The 18,999-nt window shown below is 67.2% G+C and carries 21 protein-coding genes; 16 read left to right on the forward strand and 5 right to left on the reverse strand.

Going from position 1 to position 18,999, the window contains the following annotated elements; genetic code table 11:
* The first annotated feature begins 65 nt into the window (after nucleotides 1-65).
* Nucleotides 66-1,025 carry a response regulator gene (locus DPR14_RS01665; RefSeq protein WP_158043616.1) on the forward strand — a complete coding sequence of 320 codons (960 nt, stop codon included), beginning with the start codon at nucleotides 66-68 and terminating at the stop codon, nucleotides 1,023-1,025.
* Nucleotides 1,026-1,053: 28 nt separating this feature from the next.
* Here the strand turns inward: DPR14_RS01665 and DPR14_RS01670 are convergent, their stop codons facing one another.
* Nucleotides 1,054-1,245, reverse strand: a complete 192-nt coding sequence (locus tag DPR14_RS01670; protein WP_158043617.1) for a hypothetical protein — start codon at nucleotides 1,243-1,245, stop codon at nucleotides 1,054-1,056.
* A gap of 598 nt (nucleotides 1,246-1,843) precedes the next feature.
* Between DPR14_RS01670 and coxB the strand changes: the two genes are divergently transcribed.
* The 10 genes from coxB to DPR14_RS01715 all read left to right on the forward strand — a co-directional run bounded on the left by coxB (nucleotide 1,844) and on the right by DPR14_RS01715 (nucleotide 10,168).
* Nucleotides 1,844-2,698, forward strand: coding sequence for a cytochrome c oxidase subunit II (coxB, locus tag DPR14_RS01675; RefSeq protein WP_343038693.1), 855 nt, complete (start codon nucleotides 1,844-1,846; stop codon nucleotides 2,696-2,698).
* A gap of 92 nt (nucleotides 2,699-2,790) precedes the next feature.
* On the forward strand, nucleotides 2,791-4,395 hold the full coding sequence (gene ctaD / locus DPR14_RS01680; RefSeq protein WP_158043619.1) for a cytochrome c oxidase subunit I: 1,605 nt from the start codon (nucleotides 2,791-2,793) through the stop codon (nucleotides 4,393-4,395).
* A gap of 79 nt (nucleotides 4,396-4,474) precedes the next feature.
* Complete coding sequence (gene cyoE / locus DPR14_RS01685) at nucleotides 4,475-5,404, forward strand: heme o synthase (RefSeq protein ID WP_158043620.1); 930 nt, start codon at nucleotides 4,475-4,477, stop codon at nucleotides 5,402-5,404.
* A gap of 36 nt (nucleotides 5,405-5,440) precedes the next feature.
* Complete coding sequence (locus DPR14_RS27075; protein WP_192499224.1) at nucleotides 5,441-5,590, forward strand: hypothetical protein; 150 nt, start codon at nucleotides 5,441-5,443, stop codon at nucleotides 5,588-5,590.
* On the forward strand, nucleotides 5,587-6,183 hold the full coding sequence (locus DPR14_RS01690; RefSeq protein ID WP_158043621.1) for a cytochrome c oxidase assembly protein: 597 nt from the start codon (nucleotides 5,587-5,589) through the stop codon (nucleotides 6,181-6,183). The genes DPR14_RS27075 and DPR14_RS01690 overlap by 4 nt, the downstream gene beginning before the upstream one ends.
* A gap of 25 nt (nucleotides 6,184-6,208) precedes the next feature.
* Entirely contained in the window at nucleotides 6,209-7,021 is an 813-nt protein-coding gene (locus tag DPR14_RS01695) for a cytochrome c oxidase subunit 3 (protein WP_158043622.1), read from the forward strand.
* 133 nt (nucleotides 7,022-7,154) lie between these two features.
* The gene (locus tag DPR14_RS01700) at nucleotides 7,155-7,418 is read left to right on the forward strand and encodes a DUF983 domain-containing protein (RefSeq protein WP_343038694.1); all 264 of its coding nucleotides are present in this window, start codon (nucleotides 7,155-7,157) and stop codon (nucleotides 7,416-7,418) included.
* A gap of 6 nt (nucleotides 7,419-7,424) precedes the next feature.
* A complete protein-coding gene (locus DPR14_RS01705) occupies nucleotides 7,425-8,165 on the forward strand; it encodes an SURF1 family protein (RefSeq protein WP_158043624.1) in 741 nt (246 codons plus the stop codon).
* A 68-nt stretch (nucleotides 8,166-8,233) separates the two neighbouring features.
* Nucleotides 8,234-9,727, forward strand: a complete 1,494-nt coding sequence (locus DPR14_RS01710) for a carboxypeptidase M32 (protein WP_158043625.1) — start codon at nucleotides 8,234-8,236, stop codon at nucleotides 9,725-9,727.
* A gap of 198 nt (nucleotides 9,728-9,925) precedes the next feature.
* Entirely contained in the window at nucleotides 9,926-10,168 is a 243-nt protein-coding gene (locus tag DPR14_RS01715) for a HigA family addiction module antitoxin (RefSeq protein ID WP_158043626.1), read from the forward strand.
* A gap of 414 nt (nucleotides 10,169-10,582) precedes the next feature.
* Here the strand turns inward: DPR14_RS01715 and DPR14_RS01720 are convergent, their stop codons facing one another.
* Nucleotides 10,583-11,518: a flagellar motor protein MotB gene (locus DPR14_RS01720; protein WP_158043627.1), complete on the reverse strand. Its 936-nt coding sequence runs from the start codon at nucleotides 11,516-11,518 to the stop codon at nucleotides 10,583-10,585.
* A 153-nt stretch (nucleotides 11,519-11,671) separates the two neighbouring features.
* On the opposite strand from DPR14_RS01720, the gene motA reads away from it, so the two are divergent.
* Complete coding sequence (gene motA / locus DPR14_RS01725; protein WP_158043628.1) at nucleotides 11,672-12,538, forward strand: flagellar motor stator protein MotA; 867 nt, start codon at nucleotides 11,672-11,674, stop codon at nucleotides 12,536-12,538.
* 42 nt (nucleotides 12,539-12,580) lie between these two features.
* Here the strand turns inward: motA and DPR14_RS01730 are convergent, their stop codons facing one another.
* A complete protein-coding gene (locus DPR14_RS01730) occupies nucleotides 12,581-13,963 on the reverse strand; it encodes a S41 family peptidase (protein ID WP_158043629.1) in 1,383 nt (460 codons plus the stop codon).
* 294 nt (nucleotides 13,964-14,257) lie between these two features.
* On the opposite strand from DPR14_RS01730, the gene DPR14_RS01735 reads away from it, so the two are divergent.
* The 3 genes from DPR14_RS01735 to DPR14_RS01745 are packed head-to-tail and all read left to right on the forward strand — an operon-like array spanning nucleotide 14,258 to nucleotide 16,821.
* Nucleotides 14,258-15,211 (forward strand): ABC transporter substrate-binding protein, encoded by a 954-nt coding sequence (locus tag DPR14_RS01735; protein ID WP_211103893.1) that lies wholly within the window; start codon nucleotides 14,258-14,260, stop codon nucleotides 15,209-15,211.
* A 16-nt stretch (nucleotides 15,212-15,227) separates the two neighbouring features.
* Entirely contained in the window at nucleotides 15,228-16,010 is a 783-nt protein-coding gene (locus DPR14_RS01740; protein ID WP_158043630.1) for an ABC transporter permease, read from the forward strand.
* 16 nt (nucleotides 16,011-16,026) lie between these two features.
* Nucleotides 16,027-16,821, forward strand: coding sequence for an ABC transporter ATP-binding protein (locus DPR14_RS01745; protein WP_158043631.1), 795 nt, complete (start codon nucleotides 16,027-16,029; stop codon nucleotides 16,819-16,821).
* Nucleotides 16,822-16,827: 6 nt separating this feature from the next.
* On the opposite strand, the gene DPR14_RS01750 is transcribed toward DPR14_RS01745, so the two are convergent.
* On the reverse strand, nucleotides 16,828-17,289 hold the full coding sequence (locus DPR14_RS01750; protein ID WP_158043632.1) for a PIN domain-containing protein: 462 nt from the start codon (nucleotides 17,287-17,289) through the stop codon (nucleotides 16,828-16,830).
* Between the two features lie 5 nt (nucleotides 17,290-17,294).
* Complete coding sequence (locus DPR14_RS01755; RefSeq protein WP_158043633.1) at nucleotides 17,295-17,540, reverse strand: type II toxin-antitoxin system Phd/YefM family antitoxin; 246 nt, start codon at nucleotides 17,538-17,540, stop codon at nucleotides 17,295-17,297.
* A gap of 100 nt (nucleotides 17,541-17,640) precedes the next feature.
* On the opposite strand from DPR14_RS01755, the gene DPR14_RS01760 reads away from it, so the two are divergent.
* A complete protein-coding gene (locus DPR14_RS01760; RefSeq protein WP_246148714.1) occupies nucleotides 17,641-18,963 on the forward strand; it encodes a c-type cytochrome in 1,323 nt (440 codons plus the stop codon).
* The last annotated feature ends 36 nt before the right edge of the window (nucleotides 18,964-18,999 follow it).

An 18,999-nucleotide genomic window follows, 5' to 3' on the forward strand; every position in this document is an offset into this window, starting at 1 on the left:
TGACCAGGACCAAACTCATATGACCGCTGCCGAACCAACGGGAGCGACGATCGTGGATTGATTGAATGATCGCCAGGGCGCACCGGCCGAAGATCGGCATTCTGATGGGGGAGGGTAATTTTTCGGTCCGCATCGCCCTCAAATCCCTCCTTCAGGCGGAGGGCTTCTCGGGGATCGTCGACGTTCCCGACATCCGGTCGCTCCGCGCATTGCTGGAGGAGGGGCGCGACTCTTCCGACGTGGTCGTGCTCGACGCCGACCTGGAGGGGGAGGACCCGTGCGGGCTGGTCCGCGCGATCCGCCACGGCAAGCTGGGAAGCAATCCTTTCGTCACCGTGATCATGACCACCTCGGTCGCCAGCAACGACCGCGTCCGCGCGATCGTCGAGAGCGGGGCGGACGGGCTGCTGGTGAAGCCCCTGTCGGTCAATGCCGTCATGGAGCGGCTGATAGCATTGGTCCGCCAGCGCAAGCCCTTCATCGTCACCTCGGCCTATATCGGCCCCGACCGGCGCAAGGACCCGGCGCGCGGCCCCAGCTCGATCCCCCTGTTCGACGTGCCCAACACCCTGCGCGCCAAGGCGGAGGGCCGCTCCGCCGAACTGGCCGCCATGGACGAGGTGATCGCCCGCGCCCAGTCCCAGATCGACGAGGAGAAGCGCCGCCGCGACGCCTTCCAGGTGACCTTCCTGGCCGGCCTGATCGTCTCCGGCACGCCCGCCCTGAACGACGACGCCGCCAACCGCGAGTACCTGGAATCCCTCATAGAGGCCTGCGACGACCTGCTCGACCGTCTGCCCGGCACGCCCTATGCGGCGCTCGTCGAGATGGTGACCGAACTGCGCAACCTGGGCCAGCGCATGGTGACCAGCGGCCGGGTCAGCGAACCGGCGGCGCTCCGCCTGCTGCGCCCCCTGTCCGACGCCATCATGGCCGGCCTCAACCCCGACCGCGCGCCGCGGGAACTGTCGGACCAGGTCAACGCCGCGATCCGCAAGTACCGCGAGCGGGTGCCGGCGGGGTAGGGCAGACTTCGGCCGCCGCTCCGCCCGCTCACGATGCCCGCTCGCGGGACAGGCGGGCGAACTCGTCGGCGAAGAAGCTGCCGCTGTTCGCCAGAGTCCGGATCTCGTCGCCGATCTCGGGATAGCCCGCCTGGCGCAGGCGCTCGGCGACCGTGGAAAGCTCCTTCACGGCGAAGGACAGCTGGTTGACGATGGCTTCGGCTTCGGTCTTCTTGGCCATGGACTGGTCTCTATCAACGGCATGTTGCGACTGCGGGCGCCCGGCCGCCCGCGCCGAGCATACTCATAAAGATATCGTGTCCCCGAGTCCGATCACGGGGCGGGTTGAATGCCCGAGTCCTCCCCAGCCGGCATGCGGCGAAAGCGCGCACCGTGTGCGTCATCATGGATGCTGCCATCCCGCCCTTCCGCCGAACCGCGCCAGTCTCGCCAAGGATCCTCGGATTAGGCAAAAAGTATAGCCAAATCAGACGGATCGGTCCGCTGCGTCAAGTTGACGCCGGGGATGTCGAGCGCGTATGTAAAAACAATGATCTTTGAGCGGGATCAATCCGGGCGCACCTGCGACGATATGTACCTCCCTGATCGGGAGCGCCGGTTGATCAGGTCATGAACAAACAGGTATGTTCAGCCGCACGGCGGTCTCCGGCGCCGGGGCATGCGGATCATCCGTGCTTTCCCCGGGGCGACCGGAGGGGGCCGGCCACAAGAATCACCCTGCGCGAAGCGGGGGACGGGTTTCGTCAGACATGCGGAGCGGGCGGCTCCGCCGCAAGGAAGAGTGGTTAGGGATGAATGTGCACAGGATAGGCGCCGTCTTGACGGCCTTTTTGTTTTCCGTATTCGGCAGCGCCGGTGCCGCCCTGGCCCAGGGTCAACCCGCTGTCGGGGAGCCGTACTCCTGGCAGCTCGGCCTCCAGGCGTCGGCCTCCCCCGTCAAGGAGCAGCTGACGGACTTCCACAATCTGCTCCTGGTTGTCATCACCGGCATCACCCTGCTGGTGCTGGCGCTGCTCATCTACGTCATGGTCCGCTTCAACGCCAAGGCCAACCCGAACCCGACCAGGACCTCCCACAACACGATCCTGGAAGTCGCCTGGACCGTGCTGCCGGTGGTCATCCTGGTCGTGATCGCGGTGCCGTCGTTCAAGGTCCTGTACTTCATGGACAAGACCGAGAACGCCGAGATGACCCTCAAGGTCATCGGCCACCAGTGGTACTGGGAATACCAGTATCCCGACCATGAGGACCTGACGTTCAGCAGCTACATGATCCCGGACGAGGACATCCAGCCCGGCCAGCGCCGCCTGCTCGAGGTGGACAACCGGATCGTGCTGCCGGTCGACACCAACATCCGCATCATCGTCACCGCGGGCGACGTGCTGCACAGCTGGGCCATGCCGGCTCTCGGCATCAAGAAGGACGCCATCCCGGGCCGCCTGAACGAGACCTGGGCGCGGATCGACCGCGAAGGCGTCTATTACGGCCAGTGCTCGGAGATCTGCGGCACCAACCACGGCTACATGCCGATCGCGATCGAGGCGGTCTCCAAGGAGCGGTTCGCCCAGTGGCTGGTCGAGGCCAAGGAGGAGTTCGCCTCCAACGCCCCGAAGGCTCCGGCGGTCCAGGTCGCCCAGGCGCCGGCCATTCCGGCCCCCGCCGCGCAGGAATGACCGGTACCAGGAACACTCAGCGCGGCGGCACTGCGCAGGCCTCAGGCCGCGCCGCCCGCGCAACGACAACCCGAGGGTAAGGGACTAGCACCATGGCTCACGGAGCGACCGGAGCATCCGCCCACGACGATCACGGCCACGACCACAAGCCGGGTTTCGTCGCGCGGTGGTTCTTTTCGACCAACCATAAAGACATCGGCACTCTCTACATCATCTTCTCGATCATCGCCGGCCTGATCGGCGGCCTGTTCTCGGTGATCATGCGCATGGAGCTCCAGGCTCCGGGCAGCCAGATCGTATCCGACGGCCAGCTGTGGAACGTCATCATCTCGGCCCACGGCCTGATCATGGTGTTCTTCGTGGTCATGCCGGCGCTGATCGGCGGCTTCGGCAACTGGTTCGTGCCGCTCATGATCGGCGCGCCCGACATGGCCTTCCCCCGGCTGAACAACATCAGCTTCTGGCTGCTGGTCCCGGCCTTCCTGCTGCTGCTCGGCTCCGCCTTCGTCGGCACCGGGGCGGGGACGGGCTGGACCATCTATCCGCCGCTCAGCTCGGCCGTGGGGCATCCCGGGCCGTCGGTCGACATGGCGATCTTCGCCCTGCACCTGGCCGGCGCCTCGTCGATCCTGGGCGCCATCAACTTCATCACCACCATCTTCAACATGCGCGCCCCGGGCATGACGCTGCACAAGATGCCGCTGTTCGCCTGGGCGATGCTGGTCACCGGCTTCCTGCTGCTGCTGGCGGTCCCCGTGCTGGGCGGCGCCATCACCATGCTGCTGACCGACCGCAACTTCGGCACCACCTTCTTCGATCCGGCCGGCGGCGGCGACCCGGTGCTGTTCCAGCATCTGTTCTGGTTCTTCGGCCACCCCGAAGTCTACATCATGATCCTGCCGGGCTTCGGCATCATCAGCCACATCATCTCGACCTTCTCCAAGAAGCCGATCTTCGGCTATCTGGGCATGGCCTACGCCATGGTCGCGATCGGCGTCGTCGGCTTCGTCGTATGGGCCCACCACATGTTCACCGTCGGCCTCGACGTGGACACCCGGGCCTACTTCACGGCCGCGACGATGATCATCGCGGTGCCGACCGGCATCAAGATCTTCTCCTGGATCGCCACCATGTGGGGCGGCTCCATCGAGATGAAGACCCCCATGCTGTGGGCCATCGGCTTCATCTTCCTGTTCACCGTGGGCGGCGTCACCGGCGTCGTGCTGGCGAATGGCGGCATGGACATCGTCCTGCACGACACCTACTACGTCGTCGCGCATTTCCATTATGTGCTGTCGCTGGGCGCGCTCTTTTCGATCTTCGCCGGTTTCTACTACTGGATCGGCAAGATGTCGGGCCGTCAGTATCCGGAGTTCTGGGGCAAGGTGCATTTCTGGATGACCTTCGTCGGCGTCAACCTGACGTTCTTCCCGCAGCACTTCCTGGGTCTGGCCGGCATGCCGCGCCGTATCCCGGACTATCCGGATGCCTATGCCGGGTGGAACATGGTCTCGTCGGTGGGCTCCTACATCTCGTTCGCCGCCGCGGTCCTGTTCGTCGGCATCGCGCTCTACACGATCACCCGCGGCCAGCGCGTCGGCGCCAGCTACTGGGGTGAGTCGGCGACCACGCTGGAATGGACGGTCAGCTCGCCGCCTCCGTTCCACCAGTTCAACGAACTGCCGCGCGTGAAGTAAGCGCGGCGTCCAGCGGGGGACGATCACGGGGCCTCGGACGGGACCCGTGATCCCATGGACCAGGGGAAGACTTGAAGAGATGACTGACATCACCATGCGGCCGGACGCCCAGGCGCCGGTCCAGGGCTTCGCCACCGGCGGGGTCCGCGACTATTTCGAACTGCTGAAGCCCCGGGTCATGTCCCTGGTGGTGTTCAGCGGCTTCGCCGGGATGATCGTGGCCCCCGGCCACATCCACCCGGTGCTGGCGCTGACCGCCATCCTCTGCATCGCCGTCGCCGCCGGCGCGTCCGGCGCCATCAACATGTGGTACGAGCGCGACATCGACCGCATGATGCAGCGCACCCGCAACCGTCCCCTGCCCGAGGGCAGGGTGGACCCCGACGAGGCGCTCAGCTTCGGCGTGGTCCTGACCATCGGCTCGGTCATGCTGATGGGCCTGGCGGTCAACTGGGTCGCGGCCGGCCTGCTGGCGCTGGCCTCTTTCGTCTATGTCTTCGTCTACACCATCTGGCTGAAGCGCCGCACGCCGCAGAACATCGTGATCGGCGGCGCGTCCGGCGCCTTTCCGCCGATGATCGGCTGGGCCGCGGTGACCGGCGACGTCAGCCTCGCCTCGATCATCCTGTTCCTGCTGATCTTCATGTGGACGCCGCCGCATTTCTGGGCCTTGGCCCTGTTCCGCAACGGCGACTACGCCAATGCCGGCGTGCCGATGCTGCCGGTCGTCTCCGGCGAGCGCGAGACCAAGAAGCAGATGCTGATCTACACGCTTCTGCTGTTTCCCATCGCGGTCGCCCCCTATTTCGTCGGCATCGCCGGCCTGGCCTATCTCGCCGGCTCGGTCGTGCTTGGCGGCCTGTTCGTGGTCCTGGCGGTCCAGGTCTGGTACGACAGGACGGACAAGGCGGCCAAGCAGATGTTCGTCTTCTCGATCCTCTATCTTTTCCTGCTGCTGTCGCTGCTGATCGGCGAGCAGCTCACCGGGCCGCTGGCCCGGCTCTCGTAAATCAGTTCCTGTAAAGCAAGCCATCGCGTGGGTCCCATGAATGCCAACCGCCTTCCCGGCCACCAGTTGACGGACGAGCAGAAGCGTCGACAGCGCGGCAAGAACATCGCCGTGCTGCTGGCGCTCCTGGCCCTCGTGGCCCTGCTCTACGTCATCACCCTGGTTCGCATCGGAGGGAACGCATGACCCCGGGCAGGGACCCCCGCACGCACCGGGACACGCGGCGCAAGAACCTGATCCTCATGGGCAGCCTGTTCGGGCTGGTCTTCGGCATGGTCGGCCTGTCCTTCGCCGCGGTGCCGCTCTACGACCTGTTCTGCCAGGTCACCGGCTTCGGCGGCACCACGCAGCGGGCGGAGGGGCCGGCCGGGGAGATCCTGGACCGCACCGTCAAGGTCCGCTTCAACGCCGACGTCAACGCCGCGCTGCCCTGGGGATTCCGGCCGGAAATCCACCAGATGGAAGTGCGGATCGGCGAGTCCGCGATGACCAGCTACCGTGCCGTCAACAACTCCGACGAGCCGATCGTCGGAACCGCGACCTACAACGTCACGCCGGACAAGGCCGGGATCTATTTCAACAAGATCCAGTGCTTCTGCTTCACCGAGCAGCGGCTGGAGCCGGGCCAGAGCGTGGACATGCCGGTCTATTTCTTCGTGGACCCGGCCATGGCCGACGATCCCAAGCTGGACGACGTCAAAACCATCACCCTGTCCTATACCTTCTTCCGGGCCCATGGCGGCGGGGCGGCGGGACAGGTAACGTCAATCAACGAATAAGAGCATGGAACGAGGGTTACACAGCATGGCCGAGACTAACGCGCATGCCACCGGGGGCGGTCACAGCCACCCCTACCATCTGGTCGATCCCAGCCCCTGGCCGCTGCTCGGCGCCTTTTCCGGCGGCTTGCTGGCAGTCGGCGCCATCCTGTTCATGCACGGCAGCGGCTGGCTGCTGCTGGCGCTCGGCTTCGTCGCCGTCCTGGCGGTCATGGCCGGCTGGTGGCGCGACGTCCTGAAGGAGGCGGTCAGCCAGAAGGTCCACACCCCCGTCGTCAAGCTGGGCCTGCGTTACGGCATGGCGCTGTTCATCGCGTCGGAGGTGATGTTCTTCGCGGCTTTCTTCTGGGCTTTCTTCGATGCCAGCCTGTTCCCCAAGGAGGCGATCGGCGGGGTCTGGCCGCCCGAGAACATCGAGACGTTCAACGCCTTCCACCTGCCTTTGATGATGACGCTGATCCTGCTGCTGTCCGGCACCACGGTGACCTGGGCTCACCACGCGATCATCGAAGGCGACCGCCGGACGGCCAGCGTCGCGCTCGGCCTGACCGTGCTGCTGGGCGTGCTGTTCAGCGGCTTCCAGATCTACGAATACACCCACGCCCATTTCGGCTTCACCGACGGCATCTACCCGTCGACCTTCTTCATGGCGACCGGCTTCCACGGCTTCCACGTCGTCATCGGGACGATCTTCCTGGCGGTCTGCTGGTGGCGCACGGTGGCCGGGCACTTCACGCCCCGGAGCCATTTCGGCTTCGAGGCGGCGGCCTGGTACTGGCACTTCGTCGACGTGGTCTGGCTGTTCCTGTTCGTGTCCATCTACTGGTGGGGAGCCTGAGGCTCTGGCGCAAACCCGGTATCCTCGGGTCTCTCCCCTCGCCGCGGCGCTGAAGTGCCGGTGTCCGCGGTGCGGGGAAGGGCGCCTGTACAAGGGCTTCCTGTCCGTCTCGGACATGTGCGAGGTCTGCGGCTTGGCGCTCGCCCGCGGAGACAGCGGCGACGGTCCCGCCGTGTTCATGACCTTCATCCTGGGTTTCACGGTCGTGCCCGTCGCCCTGTGGGTCGCCATGTCGGTCGACTGGCCGCTCTGGCTCCACGCCATGATCTGGACCGTGGTGATCCTGGGGCTGGCGCTCGGGATGCTCCGGCCCGCCAAGGCGTACCTGATGGCCCTCCAGTTCCGCCACCGCGCCAGCGAATACGATACCCCCGAGTCTCCCGCCTCCCGGGATTAGGATGCCATGGCTGCCCTTGCTGACAGAAACGGGCGGCGTTTCCGCCCCGGCCTCGGCGCAACCCTGTGCACCCTGGCGGCCGTCGCCATCATGGTCGGCCTGGGCACTTGGCAGGTCGAGCGCCTCGCCTGGAAGAACGCCCTGATCGAGCGGATCGAGGCCGGCCTGAACGCCGATCCGGCGCCGCTGCCGTCCCGCATCGACGACCCCGCGCGCTGGGATTTCCGCCGCGTCTCGGTCACCGGCGAACTCCTCCACGATCACGAACTGAACCTCGCCGCCCGCAGCTTCAACGGCCGGATCGGATACCACGTCGTGACGCCGCTCCGGCGCGACGACGGCACCACGGTGCTGGTCAACCGCGGCTGGGTCCCGACCGAGGCGCGCGACCCCGCGACCCGTCCAGACGGGCTGCCCGCCGGGACCGTCACGGTCGATGGCATCGCCCGCGTGCCGCCGGGGCCGGGCTGGATGCAGCCTGACAACGACAGCGCCGCCAACATGTGGTTCTGGTACGACATCCCGGCCATGGCCGCCTCGGCCGGCGCGGGGAACCCGTTGCCGCTGGTGGTGGAGGCCGGCCCCGCCGCGAATCCCGGCGGTCTGCCGGTCGGCGGCCAGACCAACGTCACCATCTCCAACAACCATCTCCAGTACGCCGTCACCTGGTACGGCCTGGCGCTGACGCTGCTCGCCGTCTACGTCGCGTCACAGTGGCGGCGCGACCCCGCCGCGGAGCCGCGCTGACACCGCCCGACCCCACGGCTCTAACAGTCAGCCTTCAGGCCCGTCATCCTTAAGGGAAGCCGCAATCCATGTCCGCCTACCAGACGCTCGAACGCCGCTTCGCCCGCATCGCCGCCATCTCCGACGCGCTGGGCATCCTGCAATGGGACACCGAGACGCTGATGCCGCCCGGCGCCGCCGACGGCCGGGCCGAGCAGCTCGCGACCCTGAAGGTGATCAGCCACGAGCTGCTGACCGACGAGGACAACGCCGACCTGCTGGCCGATGCCGAGCATCAGACGGACCTTTCCGACTGGCAGGCGGCCAACCTGTACGAGATGCACCGGGCCTACCTGCACGCGACCGCCGTGCCGACCGACTTGGTGGAGGCGAACTCCCGCGCCGTCTCCCGCTGCGAGATGGTCTGGCGCGACGCCCGGCCGGCCGGCGACTTCGCCATGCTGCTGCCGAGCCTGTCGGAGGTGCTGAACCTTCAGCGCCGGATCGCCGACGCCAAGGCCGAGGCGCTGGGCTGCCAGCCCTACGAGGCGCTGCTCGACACCTACGAGCCGGGCGGCAACACCGACACCATCGACCGCCTGTTCGCCGATCTCCGCGCGTTCCTGCCCGGTTTCCTGGCGCAGGTGCTGGAACACCAGGCCAGCCGGCCCGACGTGCTGCCGCTCCGAGGGCCTTTCCCGGTGGAGACCCAGCGGGCGCTCGGCGTCCGGATGATGCAGGCGGTCGGCTTCGACTTCAACCGCGGCCGGCTCGACATCAGCCTGCATCCCTTCTGCGGCGGCGCCACCCACGACGTGCGCCTGACCACCCGCTACGACGAGGCGGACTTCACCAAGGCGCTGATGGGCGTTCTGCACGAGACCGGCCACGCCCTCTACGAGCAGGGCCGCCCGGCCGAGTGGCTGGGCCAGCCGGTCAGCGAGGCGCGTGGCATGAGCCTGCACGAGAGCCAGTCGCTCCTGATCGAGATGCAGGCCTGCCGCAGCCGCGCCTTCCTGGAATTCGCCGCCCCGGTGATGCGCGAGAGCTTCGGCGGCAGCGGCCCGGCCTGGGACGCCGACAACCTGTACCGGCTGTATACCCGGGTCGAGCCCGGCTTCATCCGGGTCGATGCCGACGAGGTCACATATCCCGCCCACATCCTGATCCGCTACGAGCTGGAAAAGGCGCTGATCGCCGGCGACATGACGCTGAACGACCTGCCCGGTGCCTGGAACGACGGCATGCGCGACCTGCTCGGCCTCAAGGTCCCCAACGACCGCCTCGGCTGTCTTCAGGACATCCACTGGCCGGGCGGCGCCTGGGGCTATTTCCCGACATACACCCTGGGCGCCATGACCGCCGCCCAGCTGTTCGACGCCGCCTGCCGCGCCGACGACGCCGTGCTTCCCGGGATATCCAAGGGCGACTTTTCCCCGCTGCTGTCCTGGCTGCGCATCAACATCCACGCCAAGGGCAGCCTGCTCCCCGCCGACGAACTGCTCAAGCAGGCCACCGGCCGCCCGCTGGACGCCGGAGTGTACCAGCGGCACCTGCGCCGGCGGTACCTGGAGGAGGCGTGAGGGCGGGGGAGCCGTAGTTTCGATCCAGGACCCTCGTCGGTCGGACGCCGTTTCGCTCTACACGACCTGGATGGCCGCTGCTACGATCCGCGACGTTGCTTCGTCCAACCTCACGGAGATGCCCCATGACCATAATCCGCGAGGATCTGGACGCCGGCCGGATCGATCCACCCAGGTTACAGCCTCCGTGCCGATTTCATGGAGCCGTTGTGCATCAGCGTCTATGCATTGGCCCGGGCGCTGAGCGTGCCTTGGACCAGAATGAACGAGATCGTCAACGGACGCCGCCCGATCACCGCCGACACGGCGCTTCGGCTGTCCAGGCATTTCGGGACCAGTGCTGATTTCTGGATGGGCTTGCAGGGCCAGTATGACCTTGAGGTCGCGCGGATCGAGCTGGGCGACCGCTTGATGTCGGAAGTGGCGACACGGGCAGCCTAGAGCGGCAACAAGGAACACGGCGACAACCGAATTGCCGAGCCTGCCTCATATTTCCCTCCGGCCTGTCGGAGTCGATCGGGAAAGCAGAAAGGCAAACTCCGCGCCGAGGCACCGATATGCTTCAGTAATGGTGGATCGATCGCTGTCCGATGCGGAGTTGTAAGTCGCGTGACGGCCTCGGGCGCGATGCGCCTAAGAGTGCCTAACATAACCATCGTTCGATGAGGCGGAAGGTGATGAGGGCTGCGGCGAGGTGATTGAAGGCGGGCGGTCCGCCCGCTGTCACCGCCGGTCCACCGCCGGCTGGGCCTGATCCGGCGTCGGGACAAGGAGGCCGACCCGGCGCTGCATCATGTCCGGGAAGCTCTGCTGGAGCTGGCGGACACCTGATCCCGCGCCCCGGCCGCCTCCGCCTCACTGCGCCTGCTTGAACAGGATGATCGAGATCCTTCGGTTGCGCGGGTCGTTCGGGTTCTCCGGGAACAGGGGGTCCACCTCCGCGCGGCCGCTGACGTCGGCGATGCGGCCGGGGTTGAGGCCCATGGCGGACAGGGCGCGCAGCGTGGCGCCGGCGCGCTGGCTGGACAGGTCCCAGTTGCCCTGGGGATTGTTGGCGAACGGGGTGGCGTCGGTGTGGCCGCGGATCGCGATCTTGTTGGGAAGCGGCCCGACCGCCTGGACGACCCGGGCCAGGAGCTTGCGCATGTCCTCGTTCATCTGGGTGCTGCCGAGCGCGAACATGCTCTTGCCCTCGGCATCGACGATCTGCACCCGCATGCCTTCGGGCGTCTGGTCCACCAGCAGGTTGTTCTTCAGGCCCTGGAGGTCGGGGGAGTTCTCGATGGCCTTCTTCAGCTCCTCCGCCGCGCGGTCGAACTGGCGCTTCTCGCGCTGCTCCGGCGTCAGGGACGGGGGAGCGCCGGGCTTGGGCGGCGCGCCGGCCGCCTGCTGGCCGGAACCGCTGTCCTCGCCCTCCGCCCCCTCGCCGGCGCCCTGGCTGTCGCCGTCGTTCTCGGTCGGGGCGACCAGCGTGCTGGGCGCGCTTTCCTGCGCGGTGAAGGCGGCGTTGGGCGAGGACAGGCTGCCCGGCACCGAGATGGTGACGCCGCCCAGCAGCCCGCCGGAGCCGCTGTTGGAGCTGGAGACCGCCGGGCTCGGCGAGAAATAGTCGGCCAGGCTCTTGCGCTGGTCCTCCGTGGTCGAACCGAGCAGCCACAGCAGCAGGAAGAACGCCATCATGGCGGTCACGAAGTCGGCATAGGCCACCTTCCAGGCGCCGCCGTGGTGGCCGCCACCGCTGATCTCGATCCGCTTGATGATGATGGGACGCTCGCCACCGCCCTTGGCCATGATTCACCTGACTGACGAAATATTAAGACTTCCGCGACACCATGCGCTGGTCTTGTGCTGGTTCTGCGGCAAAACCACGCGCCATCCTGCGTGTCCTTGCAGAATACCTAGCGCGAGAATGTAAAGAATTCTTTATCGGCAAGTCGGACGATCATGCTCGCAATCGGTGGTCTCGTTTTTCTTTTCATTTGCGTGTTCGGCGTCTACGCGATGACCGGCGGCAACATGGAAATCGTGCTGGGCGCCTTGCCGCACGAGATGGCGACCATCGGCGGGGCCGCGGTCGGTACTTTCCTGATCTCCAACAGCGGCCACGTGATCAAGCACTCGCTCAAGGACATGGCCAAGGTCATCAAGGGGGCCAAGTTCAAGAAGTCCGACTACATGGACATCCTGACCCTGATGTTCCAGCTGCTGAAGCTGGCCAAGAACAAGGGCACCGTCGCGATCGAGCCGCATATCGAGAAGCCGAGCGAGAGCCCGATCTTCCAGGCCTATCCCAAGATCACCCACGACCACTTCGCACAGGACCTGATCTGCGACTACCTGCGCATGGTCTCCATGAGCCAGGACGACCCTCATCAGGTCGAAGAAATCATGGACCGCGAGATCAAGGGCTTCCTGGCGGAGGGCGATCACGTGGCCCACGCCTTCCAGGGCATGGCCGACGCGCTGCCGGCGCTCGGCATCGTCGCGGCGGTGCTGGGCGTGGTGAAGACCATGGGCTCGCTGAACGAGCCGCCGCCGGTTCTCGGCAAGATGATCGGCGGCGCGCTGGTCGGCACCTTCCTGGGCGTGCTCCTGGCCTACGGCATCTTCGGCCCGATCGCCACGCGGCTGAAAGGCATCTACGAGGACGAGATCAAGTTCTACCACGTGATCCGGGTGATCATCACCGCGCACCTGCACGGACAGGCGCCGCAGATCAGCGTGGAGACCGGCCGGAAGGCCATTTCCCACGAATACATGCCGAGCTTCGCGGAAGTCGAGGAGAAGCTGAACAGCCTGCCGCCGGTGTGATCCGCCGGCGGCAGGCCGTTTCCCGGAACCCGCCCGGCCCGCTCAGCCCGCGGTCTTGGTCACCCTCGGCTGGGCCGGCGGTTGGGCCGGCGGCTGGCGGAACAGCGAGGTGCCGACCAGCAGGTCGATCGCGCGGCGGAGCTGGTAGTCCTCGGCGCTGCCGGGCACGGCGGGTGTCGCCGGGGCCGGGGCCGGGGCAGGGCCGGGGGCGGGCGCCGCGGCCGGCGGCTGGCCGCGCGGCGTGTCGTTGGACAGCGCGCCGCGCAGGTCCGATTCCTTGCGGCCCGGCGCCTGGGAAACCTGCTCCAGCTTGGCCTGCTCCACCGTGATGTCGGGGGTGACGCCGAGCGCCTGGATCGACCGGCCCGACGGGGTGTAGTAGCGGGCGGTGGTGATCTTCATGGCCTTCTGGTCGGGCAGCGGTATGATCGTCTGGACCGACCCCTTGCCGAAGGTCTGGGTGCCCATCAGGACCGCCCGGTGCTGGTCCTGGAGCGCGCCCGCCACGATCTCCGACGCGGAAGCCGAGCCGCCGTTGACCAGGACCACCATCGGCAGGCCCTTGGTCAGGTCGCCGGACGTGGCGTCGAACCGCTGGGTCTCCACGCCGTCGCGGCCCCGGGTCGAGACGATGTTGCCCTTGTCCAGGAAGCTGTCGGCGACCGAGACCGCCTGGTCCAGCAGGCCGCCGGGATTGTTCCGCAGGTCGACCACATAGCCGATCAGCCGGTTGCCGAGCTGCTGCTGGAGCGTCTGCACGGCCTTCTCCAGCCCCGGCTGGGTCTGGCGGCTGAAGCCGGTGATGCGGATATAGCCGACATCGCCCTCCACCCGCGACTTGACCGGCTGGCTCTTGATCACCTCGCGGGTCAGGTTCACTTCGAACGGCGCCGCCTCCGCGGCGCCGCGGCGGACCATGACCTTGATCGGCCGGCCGACCGGGCCGCGCATCCGCTCGACCGCCTGCTTGAGGCTGAGGCCCTGGACCGGCTCGCCGTCGATCTGGGTGATCAGGTCGCCGCTCTGGAACCCGGCGCGGGCCGCCGGCGTGTCGTCGATCGGCGAAATGACCTTGACGTAGCCGTTCTCCAGCGTGACCTCGATGCCCAGGCCGCCGAACTCGCCGCGGGTCTGCACCTGCATCTCGGCGAAGTCCTCGGTGTCGAGGAAGCTGGAATGGGGATCGAGCGAGGTCAGCATGCCCTCGATCGCGGCCTTCACGAGCTGCTCGTCGGTCATCTTCTCGACATACTGCCCGCGGACCCGCTCGAACACCTCGCTGAACAGGTTCAGCGCCCGCTCGTCGACCGAGTTCTGGGCGGGCGCCGCCTTGGCCGGTGTCGCCGCCGGGGGCTGCGCCAGGACCGGCAGCGGTGCCATGAGCACCAGCGACATGAAGGCGGCGGAGACGTATTTCTGCGTCATGCGGGCGTGATCCTGTGACGGGCGTGAGGCTGGTTGATGAAACAGGGGTGCTGGCACGGGCTGCTCTATCGATACGATACACCAAACGGGCCGCGATAAAGAGAACAGGAATATGGTTAATGTAAGGTTATGAAAAATGCGGCCCGGTGGCCCGGCGCGGCTTCCATGCCCCTTCACAGCACGGTGATGCTGTGGAACACTCCGCAGGCCGCCGCATGCCGCACTGCATCATCCCGCAGGCATCATCCGGTACGGCCAAGAATCGAACGGTGCTAGAGACAGGAAGGTACTTCGATGATGAGACGATGCTTCGGCGTATTGTCGGCCCTGGCCATGGCGGTCGCCGCCTCCACCTCGGCGCTGGGCGCCGATCTGCCCAAGGTGACCCTGGCGATGAGCGGCTGGACCGGTTTCGCCCCGATCACGCTGGCGCAGAAGGCCGGCATCTTCGAGCGCAACGGCGTCCAGGTCGAGATCAAGAAGATGCCGACCTCCAACCGGCACCAGGCGATGGCGTCGGGCGACGTGCAGGCGATCACGACCACGGTCGATACCCACATCCTGTATGCATCGAGCGGCGTCCCGGTCACCCAGGTGCTGGTGCTCGACACCTCGGCCGGCGGCGACGGCATCGCCGCGCGGGACGGCATCGCGTCGCTGAAGGACGCCAAGGGCAAGTCGGTGGCGGTGCAGTTCGGCGGCGTCCCGCAGTTCTGGCTGGCCTACCTTCTCAAGCAGCAGGACATGAAGCTCGACGATCTCAAGCTGACCAACCTGGAGCCCAAGGACGCGGCCAACGCCTTCGTCGCCGGCCAGTTCGACCTGGCGGTCACGTACGAGCCGTACCTGTCCACGGTGCGGACCAACAATGCCGGCAAGATCATCGTCACCTCGGCCGACACGCCGGGCGTGATCGTCGACACCCTGGCGTTCCAGCCGGACTACATCGCGTCGAACCCCAAGGTGGTCCAGGCCATGGTCACGTCCTGGTTCGAGGCGCTCGACATGATCAAGGCGCAGCCGGAAGCGGCCTACCGCATCATGGGCGCCGACGTGAACCAGACGCCCGAGCAGTTCCAGGCTTCCGCCAGGTTCGTGCAGTGGTACGACCGCGACATGAACCGGACCTACATGGCCGAGACCCTCCCGAAATTCCTGAAGGAGGCCAACGACGTCATGGTGGAAGCCAGGCTGGTGCGCCGGCCGGCCGACGTCTCGACCATGGTCGACGCATCCTTCGTGAAGTAGGCGCGCAGCCGTTTCGATGCCGGATCTGTTCACTCCCCTCAAGCCGGTGCCCCCGGGGCGCCGGATCGCGCTGGGCGTCCTGGGCTTCGTCGCGGTGGTGGCCCTGTGGTGGGCCGTCACCGCCAGCGGACTGGTCAAGCCGCTGTTCCTCGCCGGCCCCTGGGACACGCTGAAGGCGGGCCACGCCCTGTTCTTCGAGTTCGGCTTCGCCGGCGACGTCCTGGTGACGGTCGGGCGGGTGTTCGGCGGCTTCCTGATCGCCACGGCGGTCGCGGTGCCGCTCGGCATCCTGATGGGCGCCTTCAAGCCGGTCGAGGCCTTCTTCGAGCCGCTGATCTCCTTCGCGCGCTACCTGCCGGCCTCGGCCTTCATCCCGCTCCTGATCCTGTGGGCGGGAGTGGGCGAGGCGCAGAAGCTGTCCGTGATCTTCATCGGCGCGGTCTTCCAGATCTGCCTGATGGTCGCGGTGATCGTCGGCGGCACCCGCGCCGAGCTGGTCGAGGCGGCATATACCCTGGGGGCGAAGAACCGCGGAGTCGTGCTCCGGGTCATGCTGCCGGCGGCGGCGCCCCAGATCTTCGAGACCCTGCGGCTGGTGCTCGGCTGGGCCTGGACCTACGTGATCGTCGCCGAACTGATCGGGGCCAGCGCCGGCATCGGATTCATGATCATCGACGCCCAGCGTTTCCTCGACACCGGGCAGATGATCTTCGGCATCTTCGTGATCGGGGTGATCGGGCTGGTTTCGGACTTCCTGTTCAAGCAGTTGAACCGGCACCTGTTCTCCTGGGCCAGCTGACGGCGGCGGAACTGCAATGAGCACCTTGGACATCGACGGCGTCGGGCGGGTGTTCCCCCCGGCGCGGCGGGGAGGCGCCGCCACCGTGGCGCTGCAACCGACCGACCTCGCGGTCACGGACAACGACTTCATCACCATCCTGGGGCCGTCGGGCTGCGGCAAGTCCACCCTGCTGCGCATCGTCGCCGGCCTGGACCTGCCCAGCCAGGGCCGGGTGCTGATGGACGGACGGCCGGTCGGCGGGCCGGGACCCGACCGCGGCATGGTCTTCCAGTCCTACAGCCTGTTTCCCTGGATGACGGTGCGCGACAACATCTGCTTCGGGCTGCGCGAGAAGGGCCTGCCGAAGGCCCGGCAGAAGGAGATCTCCGACTATTTCCTGGAGCGCGTCGGCCTGCGCCAGTTCGCCGACCATTTCCCCAAGACGCTGTCCGGCGGCATGAAGCAGCGCACGGCGCTTGCCCGGGCTCTGGCCAACGACCCCAAGGTGCTGCTGCTGGACGAGCCGTTCGGGGCCCTGGACCACCAGACCCGGGCGCTGATGCAGGAGCTTCTTCTGGGCATCTGGGAGGCCGACCAAAAGACCGTCCTGTTCGTCACCCACGACATTGACGAGGCGATCTTCCTGGCGAACCGGGTGGTGGTCATGACGGCGCGGCCCGGCCGGATCAAATGCGACATCCCGATCGACCTTCCGCACCCCCGCACCTACACGATCAAGACGACGCCGCGGTTCGCCGAGTACAAGGCCCGCCTGACCGAGGAGATCCGGGTGGAGACGATCCGGGCGGACGCCATGGTGGCGGGGTAGGGGATGTCATTGATATGCCGAGCCACCGAGCGCGGTATCCAGCAACGGCTGGGAACCGGCGGCAAACGGGTTCAGGATGGTCACGCCGCCAAGCGTCCGTCCCGTCTGCCCATCCTCCGACAGCAGCAGACGGCAGCCGTGACGCTTCGCCGTCGCCCACATCATGGCGTCCCAGAAGGACCATCCATGATGAACGACCGCATCCATCGCATCCGTCAGGCAAATGTCGTCCGCGGCGACCACGGGCAGCGTGTCGCGCCATTGTTGGACGATGGCGGTGGCGTGGGCCGGCTCGATCCGAAGCTTTGAGCTGGTGAGGGTTCGGAACAATTCGCCGAGAGATTGAAGGGTCAGCACGCAATCACGGCCGCGGATGCGGCGGACAAGATCTATGGCCTGCCGATGGCGGTCTCCGGCTTCCAATTGAACGGCGTAGACAAGGATGTTCGTGTCCAGGGTAAACCGCACGACGATTATCGATCGTACAGGGAGTCTCGGTCGAACTGCCCTTCACCAAGATGAACCCCTTCCTCCAGGGTTGCCAACAGGCGATCCCAAGCTGGGGCGTGCGACTTGTTTTCAGGGCCTTGCCGATAAGGCACGAGTTGCGCGATGGGAGCGCCGCGTCGGGTTATGATCACGGTCTCGCCTTCGGCAGCCTGGCCAAGGATCGTGGAGAACTGCCGGTTTGCATCGGCGGCGGACACGGTGCGGGACATTGTTCCGTTCCAGAAATAGTGATGTCACTACTATGGTTGTTTGACCGTCGCCGGTCAACCATGCATGGTGACGGGACCTGGACAGAACGGAGCAACCGCAGTGCCCTTCGCACCGCCGACCATCCGCCGATTCCTGATCGTGGCCGCAGCACTGCTGGTCGCCGCGATGCCGGCGCGGGCGCAGCTTGTCGGCCATGGCGGCATGGTCAAGGGGGTAGCCGTCTCGGCCGACGGCAGCCGCGCCGCGAGCGCCGGGTTCGATTATTCGGTGATGCTGTGGGACCTGCGGGCGGCGGCGGCCGTGGCGCTGATGCATGGGCACGAGGCGGCGGTCAACGCGGTCGCCTTCACGCCCGACGGCAGCCGCGTGGTCAGCGGCGGGGACGACGGGAAGGTGATCCTGTGGCGGCTGGGGCAGGGCGCTCCGGAGCGGGTCATGGCCGGGCACAAGGGGCGGGTCGCCGCCGTCGCGGTGGCGCCGGACGGGCTGATGGCGGCTTCGGCGGCCTGGGACCGCACGGTCCGGCTGTGGGACCTGGAGAACGGCGCCCAACTGGCCGAACTGACGGGACATGCCGGCAACGTCAACGCCGTGGCTTTCACGCTGGACGGCAGGTGGCTGGTCAGCGCCGGGGAGGACGGCGCGGTCCGCCTCTGGAACCGGTCCGACGGAACGGAGATCAAGGTCCTGGGCGGTGGCCTGCCGGTCAACGCGCTGGCGCTGACTCCCGATGGCCGGCGCGCCGTGGCGGGCGGGATCGACGGTACCGTCCGGATCTGGGACCTGGAAACCGGGACCGAGGAGGCCGGCCCCGTGGTCGGCGATCCGGCCCCGGTGCTCGCGGTGGCGGTCTCGCCCGACGGCTCCCTCGGTGCGGTTTCCGGGGTGGCCGGCGGCATCACCCTGTGGGCGCCGGAGGACGGGCGGGTGCTCCATGTCCTGGCGGGGCATCGCGGCCCGGTCTGGGCGCTGGCCTTCGAACCGGACGGCAAGCGGCTGCTGACCGCGGGAGGAGACGGGGCGATCCGCCTCTGGGATGCCGCGACCGGGCAGGAGATCCGCACCGGCGCCCCCCGGCTGGCGGCCTCCGACGTGCCGCGGGACGCGCAGGGGGAACGCGGGGCGGAGCTGTTCCGCCGATGCAGCGCGTGCCACACGGTCACGCCCGACGGCGGCAACCGGGCCGGGCCGACGCTCTACGGCGTGTTCGGCCGCCGGATCGGCACCGTGCCGGGCTATCCCTACTCCCCGGCGCTCCGGGACGGGACCATCATCTGGACCGCCGAGACTGTCGGCGACCTGTTCAAGCGCGGTCCTGACGTGGTGACGCCCGGCACCAAGATGCCGGTCCAGACCATCGGCAACGACGCGGAGCGTGAAGAGCTGATCCGCTGGCTGGAAAAAGTAACGGCGCCCCGCTGAACGGGGCGCCGCATACCAGTTGCCTCAGGGAAACCG

The sequence above is a fragment of the Skermanella pratensis genome (assembly GCF_008843145.1).
GTDB lineage: Bacteria > Pseudomonadota > Alphaproteobacteria > Azospirillales > Azospirillaceae > Skermanella > Skermanella pratensis.